The 15,923-nt window shown below is 63.2% G+C and carries 10 protein-coding genes; 2 read left to right on the top strand and 8 right to left on the bottom strand.

Going from position 1 to position 15,923, the window contains the following annotated elements; translation table 11 throughout:
- Positions 1-135 precede the first annotated feature (135 nt).
- The 6 genes from BLU37_RS26730 to BLU37_RS26705 form a co-directional block, all read right to left on the bottom strand.
- Positions 136-1,743, bottom strand: coding sequence for a carboxyl transferase domain-containing protein (locus BLU37_RS26730; RefSeq protein ID WP_090210362.1), 1,608 nt, complete (start codon positions 1,741-1,743; stop codon positions 136-138).
- Positions 1,744-1,754: 11 nt separating this feature from the next.
- The gene (locus BLU37_RS26725; protein ID WP_090210360.1) at positions 1,755-2,918 is read right to left on the bottom strand and encodes an isovaleryl-CoA dehydrogenase; all 1,164 of its coding nucleotides are present in this window, start codon (positions 2,916-2,918) and stop codon (positions 1,755-1,757) included.
- Between the two features lie 109 nt (positions 2,919-3,027).
- Positions 3,028-7,995 (bottom strand): dermonecrotic toxin domain-containing protein, encoded by a 4,968-nt coding sequence (locus tag BLU37_RS26720; RefSeq protein ID WP_090210358.1) that lies wholly within the window; start codon positions 7,993-7,995, stop codon positions 3,028-3,030.
- An 812-nt stretch (positions 7,996-8,807) separates the two neighbouring features.
- Positions 8,808-9,707: a hydroxymethylglutaryl-CoA lyase gene (locus BLU37_RS26715; protein WP_090210356.1), complete on the bottom strand. Its 900-nt coding sequence runs from the start codon at positions 9,705-9,707 to the stop codon at positions 8,808-8,810.
- Positions 9,708-9,756: 49 nt separating this feature from the next.
- A complete protein-coding gene (locus tag BLU37_RS26710) occupies positions 9,757-10,140 on the bottom strand; it encodes a MerR family transcriptional regulator (RefSeq protein WP_090210354.1) in 384 nt (127 codons plus the stop codon).
- A 172-nt stretch (positions 10,141-10,312) separates the two neighbouring features.
- Complete coding sequence (locus BLU37_RS26705) at positions 10,313-11,242, bottom strand: LysR family transcriptional regulator (RefSeq protein WP_029533873.1); 930 nt, start codon at positions 11,240-11,242, stop codon at positions 10,313-10,315.
- A 152-nt stretch (positions 11,243-11,394) separates the two neighbouring features.
- On the opposite strand from BLU37_RS26705, the gene BLU37_RS26700 reads away from it, so the two are divergent.
- Positions 11,395-12,624, top strand: a complete 1,230-nt coding sequence (locus BLU37_RS26700; RefSeq protein ID WP_010445573.1) for an acyl-CoA dehydrogenase — start codon at positions 11,395-11,397, stop codon at positions 12,622-12,624.
- Between the two features lie 54 nt (positions 12,625-12,678).
- On the opposite strand, the gene BLU37_RS26695 is transcribed toward BLU37_RS26700, so the two are convergent.
- Positions 12,679-14,013 carry a substrate-binding domain-containing protein gene (locus tag BLU37_RS26695; protein ID WP_090210352.1) on the bottom strand — a complete coding sequence of 445 codons (1,335 nt, stop codon included), beginning with the start codon at positions 14,011-14,013 and terminating at the stop codon, positions 12,679-12,681.
- A 202-nt stretch (positions 14,014-14,215) separates the two neighbouring features.
- Positions 14,216-15,028, bottom strand: coding sequence for an exodeoxyribonuclease III (gene xthA / locus BLU37_RS26690; RefSeq protein WP_090210350.1), 813 nt, complete (start codon positions 15,026-15,028; stop codon positions 14,216-14,218).
- A 189-nt stretch (positions 15,029-15,217) separates the two neighbouring features.
- Here xthA and BLU37_RS26685 point away from each other — a divergent pair, with 189 nt between their 5' ends.
- A complete protein-coding gene (locus tag BLU37_RS26685) occupies positions 15,218-15,868 on the top strand; it encodes a GNAT family N-acetyltransferase (RefSeq protein WP_090210348.1) in 651 nt (216 codons plus the stop codon).
- Positions 15,869-15,923 lie beyond the last annotated feature (55 nt).

Raw genomic sequence — 15,923 nt, 5'->3', positions numbered from 1 at the left:
TCCGCTGGGAGAGTTGCAGCGTTTGCTCGATTCTAGGAGCCGGGCTTGCCCGCGAAGCTTCTAGCGATCTACAGGGCCTATTCGCGGGCGAGCCCGGCTCCGACAAGGATGTGTCAGCCTCGGAGGCATTCAGGCCTACATGCGGAACACGCCGAACCGGCTCTGCTCGATCGGCGCATTGAGCGCAGCCGAGAGGGCCAGGCCGAGGATGTCGCGGGTCTGTGCCGGGTCGATCACGCCGTCGTCCCACAAGCGGGCGCTGGAGTAGTACGGATGCCCCTGGTGCTCGTACTGGTCGAGGATCGGCTGCCTGATCTCGGCTTCCTGCTGCGCCGTGAAGGCCTGGCCGCTGCGCTCGCTCTGTTCGCGCTTGACCTGCACCAGTACGCCGGCCGCCTGTTCGGCGCCCATCACGCCGATCCGTGCATTCGGCCACATCCACAGGAACCGTGGGTCGTAGGCCCGTCCGCACATGCCATAGTTGCCGGCACCGAAGCTGCCCCCGATGATCACGGTGAATTTCGGCACCTTGGCACAGGCCACTGCGGTGACCAGTTTGGCGCCGTGCTTGGCGATGCCGCCAGCCTCGTATTTCTGGCCTACCATGAAGCCGGTGATATTCTGCAGGAACAGCAGCGGGATGCCGCGCTGGCAGGCCAGTTCGATGAAGTGCGCGCCTTTTTGCGCGGCTTCGGCGAAGAGAATGCCGTTGTTCGCCAGGATCGCTACCGGGTAGCCGTGCAGGTGGGCGAAGCCGCAGACCAGGGTGGTGCCGAACAGGGCCTTGAACTCGTCGAGTACCGAGCCATCCACCAGCCGGGCGATCACTTCGCGCACGTCGAACGGCTGCTTGGCGTCTGCCGGGATCACCCCGTACAGCTCATCGGCGGGGTAGTTCGGCGCAATCGGCGCGCGTTGCTGCAGTTCGCCGAGCTTGCGCCAGTTGAGGTTGGCGACACTGCGCCGGGCCAGGGCCAGGGCGTGTTCGTCGCTGTCGGCATAGTGGTCGGCGACGCCGGAGACCTTGCAGTGCACGTCGGCACCGCCGAGATCTTCGGCACTGACCACTTCGCCGGTGGCGGCTTTCACCAGTGGCGGGCCGGCGAGGAAGATGGTCGCCTGCTGGCGGACCATGATGGTTTCGTCGGCCATCGCTGGCACGTAGGCGCCGCCGGCGGTGCAGGAACCCATGACCACGGCGATCTGCGGGATGCCCTGGGCGCTCAGGTTGGCCTGGTTGAAGAAGATCCGTCCGAAGTGTTCGCGATCCGGGAACACTTCGTCCTGGCGCGGCAGGTTGGCGCCGCCGGAGTCCACCAGGTAGATGCATGGCAGGCGGTTCTGCTGGGCGATGGTCTGGGCGCGCAGGTGTTTCTTCACGGTGAGCGGGTAGTAGGAGCCACCTTTGACCGTGGCGTCGTTGGCGACGATCATGCATTCGATGCCTTCGACCCGGCCGATGCCGGCGATCACCCCGGCGGCTGGCACGTCTTCGCCATACACCTCATGGGCCGCGAGTTGGCTGATTTCCAGAAACGGCGAGCCGGGGTCGAGCAGGCGATTGATGCGCTCGCGGGGCAGCAACTTGCCGCGTGAGGTGTGCCGTTCCTGGGCCTTGGGCCCGCCGCCCTGACGGACCTGGGCGAGCAGCGTGCGCAGGGCGCTGACCTGTTCGAGCATCGCCGCGTGATTCTCGGCGAATTCGACAGAGCGCGGATTGAGTTGCGTGTGCAGAATGGCCATGGGCGCGCCCCTCAGCGGGTTTCGTTGAACAGTTCGCGGCCGATCAGCATCCGGCGGATCTCGCTGGTGCCGGCGCCGATTTCATAGAGCTTGGCGTCGCGCAGCAGGCGTCCGGCAGGGAATTCGTTGATGTAGCCGTTGCCGCCGAGAATCTGGATTGCCTCGAGGGCCATCTGGGTGGCGCGTTCGGCGGTGTAGAGGATCACCCCGGCGGCATCCTTGCGGGCGGTCTCGCCCCGTTCGCAGGCGCGGGCCACGGCATACAGGTAGGCACGGCTGGCGTTGAGCTGGGTGTACATGTCGGCGACCTTGCCCTGGATCAGCTGGAACTCGCCGATGCTCTGGCCGAACTGCTTGCGGTCGTGGATGTAGGGCAGCACCAGGTCCATGCAGGCCTGCATGATGCCGGTCGGGCCGCCGGCGAGCACCACGCGCTCGTAGTCCAGGCCGCTCATCAGCACCTTCACGCCGCCGTTGAGGCTGCCAAGGATATTTTCTTCCGGCACTTCGACGTCATCGAAGAACAGCTCGCAGGTGTTGGAGCCGCGCATGCCCAGCTTGTCGAACTTGTTGCCGCGGCTGAAGCCTTTCCAGTCGCGCTCGACGATGAAGGCGGTGATGCCGTGGGCCCCCTTGTCCAGGTCGGTCTTGGCGTAGATCACGTAGGTGTTGGCGTCGGGGCCGTTGGTGATCCAGGTCTTGCTGCCGTTGAGCACATAGTGGTCGCCGCGCTTGTCGGCGCGCAGTTTCATCGAGACCACGTCGGAGCCGGCGTTGGGTTCGCTCATGGCCAGTGCGCCGATATGTTCGCCACTGATCAGTTTGGGCAGGTAGCGGGTTTTCTGCGCGTGCGTACCGTTGCGGTTGATCTGGTTGACGCACAGATTGGAATGCGCACCGTAGGAGAGGGCGACCGAGGCCGAGCCTCGGCTGATTTCCTCCATGGCGACCACATGGGCCAGGTAGCTGAGGCCGGTGCCACCATATTCTTCTGCTACGGTAATACCCAGCAGACCCATCTCACCGAACTTGCGCCACATGTCGGCGGGAAACAGGTTGTCCGTATCGATCTGCGCGGCACGGGGTGCCAGTTCCCGGGCGACGAAGTCCTGGACCTGGTCGCGGAGCATGTCGAGGGTTTCGCCGAGGTCGAAGTTCAGGGTCGGATAGCTCATGGGGCACCTTTTGTTATGGAATGAGCAAGGCGGTGAGGCAGTATTTACCTTTACGTTAACGTAAGCTTGATGTAGCTGACTGTCAACCGGGCATTTTCCGCCGCCGCGCTCAGCTCGTTTTTGTGTGCTCCTGCAACGCCTGCGCGGTCAGGCGTTCCATTTCGTCGCTGTATTCACGCGCGATGGTTTCGTAGAGGGCCTGGTATTCGGCGTCGGTCATGGGCCGGGCAAACACGTCCTGCTCGGACTGGCCCAGGGTGCTGGCCGAGGTTTTCATGACGGCCTGCAGCCGGGTCTTTTCCTCCTCGGGCAGGGCACCATTGCCGAACCAGCGCTCCTGCGCCGATTGCAGGTCCAGCAGGGCGTCGCTCTTGCTGTCGCGCAGCGCCTCCTTCTCGCTGAGTTCCTGCAGATACTGGATCTCCAGGTAGTCTTTCCAGAACGACTGGCCGATCAGTTGCCGGACCGCATCCATGGGCTGTCGCTCCTGTTCGAGAATGGCCTGGTAAGCGGTCTCGATCTGCTGCGGGGTGACTCCGGCAATCTTTTCGTAATGCATTGTCGAGGCTTGCCAGGGCAGTTCCAGCCGTTCCCCCAGACCGATGCGAAAGGCCAGGTAGACTTCGGCTTCATCAGGACGTCGACCCGCCGCCCGGCGTTGATTGATCACGTCCCGGGCCTGGGCGTTGACGCGATCCAGGCGCGACTTGCCCTTCGCCAGTTGCAGCAGTTTCGACTCGACCTTCCCGGCGTCCGGCTCAGTGTAGGCCTCATGCAGCAACACATCGAAGCCCATGTCGCTGAAGGCCACGGTGATGCCGTCGGCGCAGGCGTCCGCTTGCGGCGCGTTGGCCTTGGCGAAGAGTTTCTCGCGCAATGCCGTGTCCTCGACCGCGGCGCTGACCATGCGCCGGACCTTGTCCAGGAGTTTCGGGCGCGCGATATCGTCGGCATAGTCGGCCGACTCCCTGAGGTCGCCGATGACCCGGAAAAACGCTTCGGACTGCTCGACCGGTTCCTCGCCGGCCAGGCGCAGCCAGGTGTCGCGAAAGGCTTCCTGTCCCTTGCCATCGAGGCCTTCCAGCCAGGCACCTTCATCGCGTGAAACGGGGGCGCGCGAGCCCTGCGGGCTATGTGCCGGCGAGTCGTCGCTCATGCTGGCATCCGACTCCGAGTCGACCGGTATCTCCAGTCCCAGATCGATGTCGGTTTCCGAGTGGTATTCCATGACATCGTTCATGTACTCGGCTTCGATGGGATTGCCAAAGAGGTAGTGGGCCCGGGCGATCTCTTGACCTCTCGTGCTGGTATCCAGGACCGATTCCGGGATCGTGGTCAATTGGTTCATGCTCAGGTCCAGCTGGACCAGGTCCAACAGCCCCTCATAGCCGGTCGGCCAGGCGGTGAGCCCGGTATTGCGCAGGTTGATGTTGGCCAGGTTGGGCATGGCGCTGAAATCCGGCAAACGACCCAGGTTCGGGTTGTTGCTCAGATTCAGGTGGGTCAGCTGTGTCAGCTCGGTCAGCAGGGTGGCCCGCTCTTCGCTCAGGACGATGGCATTGTTGGCCAGGTTGAGGTAACTCAGTCTGGACATCGAGCCCAGCGCCAGCGGAATCTCGGTCAGCGCACCGCCGATGACAGCCAGGCGGTTCACTTGGGGGAAACGCTCGAGGAACGTATTCAGCCCCTCGGCGATGTCCGGGTGGACCAGGTTGAGGTACAGTTCGGTGACATGGCTGAAATCGGCCGACAGGACCGGCAGGCGGGCTGCCCGGTCGTAAAGCGTCAAGTCGAGTCGGTAGCCGTGCTCGGCGCCGAATCGGAAGGGATCCCGGCGCCAGCATTGCCTGATCTCTCTGGCGATCATGCGCTTGTTCATCAGGTCTACCCCGCGAGCCTGCGGTGTTTCGACCCAGGCATCGAGTTGTGCGCACAAGGTGTTGTATTCGCTCTCCAATTGCTCCAGGCGTTGTATCGCCGCCCCCTCGTTCAGGCCTCGCAGCTCGAGAAACTCTTCCACATACCGCCACGGATGATCGGGGTAAATCCGTTGGGCAAGCTCGGTGAAGGCCCCGGAGCGGGTGCTGAATTCGGGTCCTGCAATCGAGGTGCCGGGGCGTCGGGTCGCCAGGCGCATCGGTGGCGTGTAGCCGGGCCTGATGGGGGGCAGGCCGAGGAGTTTTTCCATCTCCTTGCGCGGCGGCAATGGCTGCTCGAGCACCGTCTGTTTCAGGCTGGCGGCTTCATGGGGGCTGGGGAACCCCAGGGCCTTGCGCTCGGTATCGGGCAGGGCGTGCAAGACACTGCTGTACAGATTGTCCGCCCCATGCAGTTCCTGGCCCAGGGCGTCATGGGCTTCGTACTGGTCGCCGGTCTTGACCAGCACCTTGCGAATCAGTGCCTGCTGTTCGCCGAGGCTGTCGAGCAAGGTGCCGCCGAAGTGGGGCTCGCGTATTTCCAGGCGGACCTGATCCGACCAGCCAGGCAGCTTGCCGATCTGGCTCAGGACCAGTCGGTCGGTGTCGGGGTTGTTTGTCGCTTCCAGATAGAGCCCTTCGCGGGTCCGCGCCAGGCGGGCCGTGTGGCGGTAGTAGCGGGCCTCTTCGGCCAGTCGCAGCGGGACTCGCTCTGCGTCGTAGAGCATGCGCCGTTCGACCGGGCTGGCGTTGGCGAGCAACTCCTGGGCGACCGGCCCTGGCAGGTCGGGAAAGGCCTGGCGGATCACGGCCACGGCGGGGTCGCTGGTCTGGATGCGATAGCTGTAGTGGGATTCGAACAGCGCCGTGCGGCGGCTGACGGCCTGGGTCGCCAGTTTGCGCCTCAGGGCCACAGTGCGGGCGTCCAGGCTGATGGGACCGGTGCCGAAGTCCTCGCCCAGCAAGCGGCGGATTTCGCTTTCATCGAGATTTTCCAGGACCTTGCGCAGCAACTGGTTGGCATTGAGCCCGGGCCAGCGGACGTCGATGCGGCGCAAGGCTTGCGCCTGGCCGGCGGGGTATTCCTTCAGCGGCGCGCCATGCTCGTCGAGCAGGCGCAACACCTTGGTCGACGGCCAGACCGGCTCGGTGGTCAGCAATTGCAGTTCCATATGCAATTCGTCCAGGGAACCGTCGGCCGCGCCACCGTCTTGCAGGCGTTGCACCAGATGCTTGAGGTCCCGATCGAGCTTGAAGCGCGTCACGCTGTCTTCGAGCAGGGCCGGGGGCGGCTCCTGGTCCAGGTGCACGCGCCGTAGGACGGCGTCGTCGATCCCGCTCAGTTGCATGATTTTTTTCGCCGCCGCCGGCTCCAGGCTGGCTGCATCCGGTCCCAGCCGTGAAAACAGTTGCGGTTGTTGCCACTGCAAGGGCTGTTCGAACTCATGGCGCCAGGCGCCCTTGCCGTTGTGATAGACCAGCGGGCCATAGGCGTCGGGGTTTTTCGGGTGTTGCAGGTGGTAGCGGTTGCTGCTGGAGCCGGGGCGCAGCCGGTAATGGCGACCGTTGAACTCCAGGTAGGCGTTGTCCTGGTGGTGAAACAGGCCGCTGGCATCGCGCTTGAGCTGTGCCGTGTCGGGCAGTGGGTGTTCGTAAGGCGCAAGGTCGGGTTTCCACAGGGCGGGCTTGCCGTGGGGAGACTTGATCGGCTTGAGCCCCTCGACAAACGAGGCACCTTCGACATTCCGCGCCAGCACGGCTCCCGCCCCCAGCAGCTCGACGTTCAGCAGCACACCGATAAACCCGAGCACCGCCTGCATTTTCTCGTCATGGCGCCATTCTTCGATGCCGTTGTAGAGCTGCACGAGCAACTGCGCGCCCGCGACGGCGAGCATGGCTTCGCCAAGACCGGGCACCAGGAACAGCAGGTTGACGGTCCAGTTCAGCAGCGAGTGCAGCCGTGCGGCGCGGGTTTTCTTGTCCTCCTCGTCGGTGGACACCGCCGTGACGCGGGCGTCGTCGAGTTTTTTGACCGTCTGCAGCACACAGAACTCGCTGAAGGGGTTGTCGCCCAGCGGGCTTTTCTCCAGCTTCAGGCTGGCGTTCGGGGCCGGCTTGCGGTGCCCGCTGACCGGGTCCAGTGGGTTCAGGCGGTCTTCGAGGGCCTGGAAGAAGGCCGGCTGGGTGCGCAGGTGGACATAACGCCTGGCAAACGCCTGGTAGGTCTTGTCCCGCAGGCGTTCGCGCAGGTCCTGGTGCAAGGCGTTGAACGAGCTGTAGCGCTTGACCGCTTGTTGTGGGTCGCCCGCGAAATAGGCCACGCAGGGTCGCTCGCCGTTAGCGGCAGGGAGGCTGTGTTCGATCAGCAGGACGCCCTTGAGCAAGGCACCCCAGGCACCGCCGTCGACATTGGGAAAGTCCAGCAGGGTCAGGGTGTAGCACTTCACCGGCTGCTGGTCCCAGCGCGGGACTTGCGTCGAATCGACCAGGCTTTGCAGCATCTGGTAGGCCGAGGTGTCCAGGTGGCCCTTGAGCAGGGCGATTTCCGCCTCCAGCGCCAGTTCGTCCCTAGCCTGTTGTTCGAAGACGATGTTGTAGCGCGGGCTGGAGCGACCGCGTTCCTTGGGCAGGAGAAAGCGTTCGACGTGTTGCTGGTACTGGCCACCCAGGTCGAGCTGGCGACAGAGCGCGGCAAAATTCGCGGGGGTGATGGGTTTTTTCAGCGCAGTGGTACTTGTGCGAAGGATGGCCGAGCCGCGGTCGAAACCGAAGTGGCCGGTTTCGCTGCTTTCGAAGTTCTGCAGGGCGGCCTGCAGCAGGCTCTGCACGATGATGTTCTCGCGGCGCGGCTCGCCCAGGGTGGCGGCGGCGAGGATGTGCACGTGCCGCAGCTGGTCGCGGAGAATGTCCAGGCCGGGGCCATAATGCTGGTCCAGGGCCCGGGACAGCAGCGGCGCGGCAAAGTCCTCGACGCTCTGGAAACCTTCCAGGTGGTGCGCCAGTGCGCGCTTGGACGTCTGGCTCTGTTTGAGGCGCGTGGCGAATGCCTGGCGTCGCGCCAGGGAGGCCTGTGTCAACCAGGCCGGCAGTTGCTTGAGCAGCAGGCGATGGTTGCGGGTGGAGCGAAGCGGGGTGGCTGGTGCAGCTGTCTGGGTACTCATGAACGTCGACTTTTTCGGTGAACAGGCCCTTCAGCTTAGGCTGAATACGTGCCGGTAAAAGTTGAAAAAGTTGAGCTTTATCAGTGAGTTAATATCAGTTATCTGTACCTGGAAAATAGCCGGTTATGGCCTTGCGGTCATCGTCTTGTGCTAACGCCGTCCAGCGTTTCCCGAGCACTTATGCCCCGGTGGCGATGGCGTGTCGCTTTGGCTGGCGAGCCGGCAAGGCGTGCAGGTGGTGTGCGCAATGGCTGAACAGACATACCGCAGGGGGAGAGGTGAATGGCCCAGAAACACGAAGGGGAGCCGAAGCTCCCCTTGAATGCGTTTTGTGTGCTCTTTTCTTGTTATTGAGGGGCGGTCTGTTGTTGTTTTTGTCAACCGTGGCCCTTTACCGCTGTTCTGGCGACCCCCATCCGGGGTCAAAGAGCAAACATATTTTTTTGAGCGCTGACTTGCCTTATCAGGTGATCCAACCAGTTCGGGGCTACCTTGAGGTAGTTTTATTGTTCTCTGCCCGGTTGCGGGTGACCCGGAGGCTCCCTGAAAGCACACCTGCTCCAAAAGAATCTGTTAGCTGCGTCTCTGCCGTGTTGTTCTTGTTATGTCAGAGTCGGTACGTCTTATTTTTATGGGTTTGCTGCTTTTTATTCTTGTTATGCCAGAGATATAGCAGGTGGCGTGCCAACTTTTAAAAGTCCTTTTAAATCAATGGCTTGACATTTTTGTAGGACAATCGTCCGTAGGCCCATTCGCTGAATCTGTTTCCGTGTTACTCGTTTGTGTTTCCAGTCGGTAACACCAGGACACATTCATCCCGCCTGCCGCGCCCGGGCGACCCGCGACCCGCTGGCCCGGCCGAGCACGCTGCAGATTTCCTGGCCGGCCAGCAGCAGACGATCAAGGTCGACACCGGTGTTGATACCCAGGCCATTGAGCAGGTAGAGCACGTCTTCGGTGGCGACGTTACCGCTGGCGCCCTTGGCATAGGGGCAGCCGCCGAGGCCGGCGATGGAACTGTCGAACACCTGGATACCTTCGAGCAGGCTGGCATAGAGATTGGCCATGGCCTGGCCGTAGGTGTCGTGGAAATGTCCGGCGAGCTTGTCCCGTGGCACGCTGGCGGAGACCACCTCGAACATCCTTCGGGTAGCGCCTGCGGTGCCGGTGCCGATGGTGTCGCCCAGGGACACTTCGTAGCAGCCCATTGCATACAGCTCGCGGGCGACCACCGCGACCTGCTCGGCGGCCACTGGACCTTCGTACGGGCAGCCCAACACGCAGGACACGTAGCCGCGCACGGTTATGTCATGTTGGCGGGCGGCGTCCATGATCGGCGCGAAGCGTTCGAGGCTTTCCTTGATGGAACAGTTGATGTTGCGTTGGGAAAAAGCCTCGGACGCGGCGGCGAATACCGCCACTTCCTTGACCCCGGCGGCCACGGCATCTTCGAAGCCGCGCAGGTTGGGGGCCAGGGCGGCATAGGTAACGCCCGGCTTGCGCTGGATACCGGCGAAGACCTCGGCCGAGCCGGCCATCTGCGGCACCCATTTGGGCGAGACGAAACTGCCGACTTCGATGTAGTCCAGGCCCGCGTCGGTCAGGCGGTCGACCAGACGAACCTTGTCGGCGACGCTGATGGGCTGGGCTTCGTTCTGCAGGCCGTCGCGGGGGCCGACTTCGACCAGGCGGACGTGGGGGGGGAGGGACATGGGCGGGTACCTTGTGAAATGTGGGGCCGGTGCGGTCTTGAGTGTCGGATTATTCGAGGGTCTGTGCCAGCGCCTGCATGCAACGCTCCTCGGCGGTGTCGAGTTCCAGTTTCATCTGTTCGATATCCAGCAGTTGCTGTTCCAGTTGCGCGCGGCGCTCGGCGATTTTCGCCAGCATGGTGTTGAGCTGCTTCTGGTTGCCGCCGCTGGGGTCGTACAACTCGATCAGTTCGCGGCACTCGGCGAGGGAGAAGCCGATGCGCTTGCCACGCAGGATCAGTTTCAGGGTCACCTTGTCACGGGCCGAATAGATGCGCTCCAGGCCCCGGCGCTCGGGGGCCAGCATGCCTTGTTCTTCATAGAAGCGGATGGCACGGGTGGTGATGTCGAGCTCGCGGGCGAGGTCGGAGATGCTGTAGGTCTGGCTGCTCATGAAGGCGCTCGGGGAGGATCATGAGGGGTAAACTAAAGGCTGGTTGACGTATACGTCAAGCTGGCGGACGGCAGAGCGCGGGCAATGGGTGTGTCATCAAGAGGGAGGAGGGAGCTGCGCTCCCCTGCGCGGGCCAGCCCGCCCACCACAGGCGCCCGCTTATTAAAGTGGCTCAGGCCTTGTCGAGTTTCTTCTCGTGGGCGGTGACCTGCTGGCACAGTTCGATGATCTGTTCGCGCATCCAGCGGTTGGCCGGATCCTGGTCGGTGCTTTCGTGCCAGTAGAGGTGGGTTTCCACGGGGGGCACGTCATGGACCGGCAGGTGGAAGTAATGCAATTCGTGCCGGCGGGCGAAACGCTCCGGTACGGTCATGACCATGTCGGTCTGCTGCAGCACCTGCGAGGCCATCAGGTAATGCTGCGAGCGCAGGGCGATCTTGCGCTGGATGCCCATCTTGCCCAGGGCCAGGTCGACATGGCCCAGGCCGTTGCGCCGGCTGGAGATATGGATGTGGGTCAGCCCCAGGTAATCGTCCAGGCTCAGCTTGTCCTTGCCCGCCAGCGGGTGGCCCTTGCGCATGGCGCAGACGTAGCGGTCTTCCATCAGGCGCACGTGGCGCACCTGCGGGTCGGTGTTGAGCGGGGCGTCGACGGCGAAGTCGATGCGCCCGGCGGCCAGTTCCTTGGTGGTTTCGCGGCGCTTGGAGAGGAAACTCTCGATCGCCACGGTCGGTGCCAGGCGACGCAGGCGCTGGAACAGCGGCGGCAGGATCACCGCCTCGGTGAGGTCGGTCATGCTGATGCGGTAGGTCTTGTTCGCCTGCAACGGGTTGAAGATGCGGCTTTCCTGGACCGAGGTGCGCAACAGCGACAGCGCATTGCGTACCGGGCCGATGATGTTCTGCGCCATCGGCGTGGGCACCATCCCTTGGGCGGTGCGCACGAACAGCGGGTCGTTGAAGGTTTCCCGCAGGCGGGCCAGGGCATTGGAGACCGCCGGTTGGGTAATGCCGACGATCTGCCCGGCACGGGTCAGGTTGGCTTCGGTGTAGATGGCGTCGAAGACGATGAAAAGATTGAGGTCGACCTTGCTCAGATTCATTTCGCGGCGCTCTTATTGTCAGGGTGCGATCAGCTGATCATATATCGGTGATGAATGTTAATACACGCTGAGAATAGCTTTGGTAAATTTTCGTAGCGGCGACTAGCATCGGTTCCATGTCCCCAACCATCTGTTCAGGAAGGTAGCTGCCCATGGATTTCGCCTATTCGCCCAAGGTCCAGGAACTGCGCGAGCGTGTCACCGCGTTCATGGACGCCTATGTCTATCCGGCCGAACCGGTGTTCGAGCGTCAGGTCGCCGAGGGCGATCGCTGGCAGCCCACCGCGATCATGGAAGAACTCAAGGCCAAGGCCCGCGCCGAAGGTTTGTGGAACCTGTTCCTGCCGGAGTCCGAACTGGGCGCGGGGCTGACCAACCTGGAATACGCGCCGCTGGCGGAAATCATGGGCCGCTCGCTGCTGGGCCCGGAGCCGTTCAACTGCTCAGCGCCGGACACCGGCAACATGGAAGTGCTGGTGCGCTACGCCAATGAAGAACAGAAGCAGCGCTGGCTCGAACCGTTGCTGCGCGGCGAGATCCGCTCGGCCTTCGCCATGACCGAGCCGGACGTGGCTTCCTCCGATGCCACCAACATGGCCGCCCGCGCGGTGCGTGACGGCGACGAGTGGGTGATCAACGGCAAGAAATGGTGGACCTCCGGCGCTTGCGATCCGCGCTGCAAGATTCTCATCTTCATGGGCCTGAGCAACCCGGATGCGCCGCGGCACCAGCAGCATTCGATGATCCTGGTGCCGGTGGACACCCCCGGCGTGAAGATCCTCCGGCCACTGCCGGTGTTCGGTTACGACGATGCGCCGCACGGTCACGCCGAAGTGCTGTTCGAGAATGTGCGGGTGCCGTACGAGAACGTGCTGCTGGGCGAGGGCCGTGGTTTCGAGATCGCCCAGGGGCGCCTGGGGCCTGGGCGGATTCACCACTGCATGCGTTCGATCGGCATGGCCGAACGGGCACTGGAATTGATGTGCAAGCGCTCGGTCAACCGCACCGCGTTCGGCAAGCCGCTGGCACGACTGGGCGGTAACATCGACAAGATCGCCGATTCGCGGATGGAGATCGACATGGCACGCCTGCTGACCCTGAAGGCGGCGTACATGATGGACACTGCGGGTAACAAGGTGGCCAAGAGCGAGATTGCCCAGATCAAGGTGGTGGCGCCGAACGTGGCCTTGAAGGTGATTGACCGGGCGATCCAGATCCATGGCGGGGCAGGCGTCTCCAACGACTTCCCGCTGGCGTACATGTATGCGATGCAGCGCACCTTGCGCCTGGCCGATGGGCCGGATGAGGTGCATCGGGCGGCGATTGGCAAGTACGAGATTGGCAAGTACGTACCACGGGAGATGATGCGCAGCGGTCATTGAAAGCGCGTCACCCTGTTCGCGGCGGTCCGCCGCGAATGGGGGCCCCCGGAATCCTCAGTAGACCCACACCTCGACCCGGCGGTTCTTGATCCGGCCTTCATCGGCGGTATTGGCCGCCACCGGCATCTGCTCGCCCAAGCCTAGAATGTCGCGAAACACCACGCCGCCCTTGAGCAGTTCCCGACGCACGGCCATGGCCCGCAGTTTCGACAGCAGTTGCGCCCGCTCCGGGTCGCTCTTGGCATCGCCGAATCCCACCAGCGTGACCCGTTCGTTCAACTTGTCGCGGGCGCGCAGGTAATCGAGTACCCGTTGCAGATCCTGGCGGGCCTTGTTGTCCAGGCTGGCGCTGCCTTCTTCGAAACGGAAATTCACCGACAGGCGCTGGGCCTGTTTCGCCAATGCCTGGTAGTCGGCGGGCATCTGTGCGCTGGCGGCTACCGGCATCGCCTTGACCGTCTGGGCGATGAATCCGCTGCGCGCGACAAGCGCCTGGCCGGCTTGGCTCTGGGCGAATTGCAGCAGCGAGTGCGCCCAGGGATTGGCGGCATTCGGCGGCAAGTAGAAAAACAGTCGGCGCGACAGCGGATAGTCCTCGGTGGCGATCAGGCTGGCGAGCGGCAACATCGCTTGCGAGTCGCCATCGACAATCGCCACGGCCTTGGCCTGGCGTACATAAGGCAGGCCGATGAAGCCGATACCGGCCGGGTCCTGGCTCACGGCGTCCGACAACTGTTCGCTGGACTCGAATCGTCTGGCCGCGTTGCTCAGGGATTTGCCGTGCGGGGTCAGGACCAGCTCACGGAAGGTGTCCCAGGTACCGGACTGGTCATCGCGGGCATACAGATGAATCGGTCCGCCGATGCCGCCCAGTTCTTCCCAGGTTTTCACTTCGCCGGCGAAGATCTTCGCCAGTTGCCGGGTATCGAGGCGGGTCAGCGGGTTTTGCGGATGCAGGATGATCGCCACGCCATCAATGGCGATCACCTGTTCGGCCTCGGGGCTTTTCAGGTCGCCGAGTGACTCCAGCGCCTGGCGTTCGCTGTCCTTGATCGGTCGGGAAGCGGCGGCGAGGTCGGCACTGCCGGCCTTGAGGGCGGCAAAGCCGGTGCTGGAGCCATGGGCGGCGATGTCCACGCGCACGCGGCGGCCCTGCTCGGTGGTGGCCAGAACCCGCTGTTCGTTGGCCTTGCCGGTGGCGGTATCATGCACGCCGTGCAGGCCCAGTTCGACCAGCCAGCCCTTGACCAGCGCAGGCCCCAGGCTGGCACCGATGGTGTTGGAACCCTGGATACGCAGCACCAGACCGTCGTCGGGCGGTGTGGGGAGGGCGGCCTGGACCGTGGGGGCCAGGGCGCAGAAAAGCAGCAGGGCGAGCGCACGCAGCATGAGGCGGCACCTTCTGGAAACAAAAGTGCGGCAAGAATGAGTCAGTTAGGTTGCAGAAAGATGACAGCAGCCTGTGCGGGCCTCTTCGCGGGCAAGTCGGATCGCCGCACCGCCTGCTCCTACAGGGGGGGCGACGCAATCCTGTAGGACGACTTGCCCGCGAAGAAGCCCTCGCGGCCAAACCCGCCCCGAACGGCGTGACTCAGCTCAACTCCAGCCAGATCGGCGCATGATCGGAAGGTTTTTCCATACCGCGCAATTCATAGTCGACGCCACCGGCCTTGACCCGTGGCAGCAACCCGTTGGAGGCCATGATCACGTCGATGCGCAGCCCGCGCTTGGGCTCGTCCTCGAAACCCCGGCTGCGGTAGTCGAACCAGCTGAAACGGTCGTTCACCTCGGGATGCAGATGGCGGAAGCTGTCCACCAGGCCCCAGTTCTTCAGGCGGCCCAGCCACTCGCGCTCTTCCGGCAGGAAGCTGCACTTGCCGGTCTTCAGCCAGCGCTTGGCGTTGTCGGCACCGATGCCGATGTCGCTGTCCTCGGGGGAGATGTTGATGTCGCCCATCACCACCAGTGGCGCGTCGTTGCTGAAACGGCTTTCCAGCAACTGTTGCAGGTCCTGGTAGAACTTGGCCTTGGCTGGGAACTTGGTCGGGTGGTCGCGGCTTTCGCCCTGGGGGAAATAGCCATTCATGATGGTCACCGGGTTGCCGTTCTCATCGGCGAAGGTGCCCCAGATAAAGCGTTTCTGGGCTTGCTCGTCATCGCCTTCGAACCCCTTGTGCAGGCTCAGCGGCGCCTGGCGCGAGAGCAGCGCGACGCCGTAATGGCCCTTCTGCCCATGGAAGCTGACGTGGTAGCCCAGCGCCTCGATTTCTGCCTGGGGAAACTGTTCGTCGGAGACCTTGGTTTCCTGCAGGCCGATCACGTCCGGCTGGTGCTTCTCGATCAGCGCCGCCAGCTGATGGGGGCGGGCACGCAGGCCGTTGATGTTGAACGAGACGATCTTCATGGGCGGCAGTCCTGGCAAAACAGCGATGCTAGCCGACAAGTCCGATCCGGGCCAGCGTGGCAGTAGGACAAATGCACTGCTAACGTTATCCAACAGGTGTTGGCTGGGTAGTCGATTTGAACTGTCAGGCGGGTCAGGCGCTCGTACATGACAGCCAGCTATGTTCATGTAGCGTTCAGGGAGATCGAAATGCCCGACACTCCAGAAACCACTGCCAGTATTCACCTGCTCGACAGCGGCTACTCACGTGAAGCCCGCTCCCTGCTCTATCACGCCTATCGTCACGAACCGCTCTTCGGCTATCTGTTCGAGTCCGAACGGGCCGGTTACGAGCAGCGGGTGCGGGCCACCGTACGTGAGCTGGTCAAGCAGCATTTTTTCCAGGAGTTGCCCGCCATTGGCCTGTTGGTCAACGATCGCCTGATCGGCATCGCGCTGATCGCGCCGCCGCTACGTCGCCTGGGCATTACCGAGAGTTGGGCGTGGCGCATGCGTATGCTGCTCGGGACCGGTTTCAAGTGCACCCGGCGCTACCTGGACTACCAGCAGGCGGTATTGGCCTGTGTGCCTTCGGCCGCCCTGCATGTATTGCCGCTGCTGGGTATTCACCCGCAGTTCCAGGGCCAGCATTATGGTGAGCAGCTGCTGACGGCAGTACACAACTGGTGCGCCGAGGACGAGCACTCGCAGGGCGTGATCCTCGATACGGGGAACCCGCGCTACCTGGAGTTTTACAAGCGCCAAGGCTATGAGGAAATCGGAGAAATTGCTGTAGGACCGATTCTTGAACATGTGTTTTATCACGCCCACCCGCAGACGTTACAAACAGCAATGGCTTAAGTGTCGAACTTTTAACCGCAGTCGGGGTTCTATGACGGTCCCCAGCCCGTGGTAG

The sequence above is a fragment of the Pseudomonas asplenii genome, assembly GCF_900105475.1.
Taxonomy (GTDB): domain Bacteria; phylum Pseudomonadota; class Gammaproteobacteria; order Pseudomonadales; family Pseudomonadaceae; genus Aquipseudomonas; species Aquipseudomonas asplenii.
The sequence above is the reverse complement of the archived record's forward strand: the minus strand, read 5'-3'. Positions and strand labels throughout refer to the sequence as shown.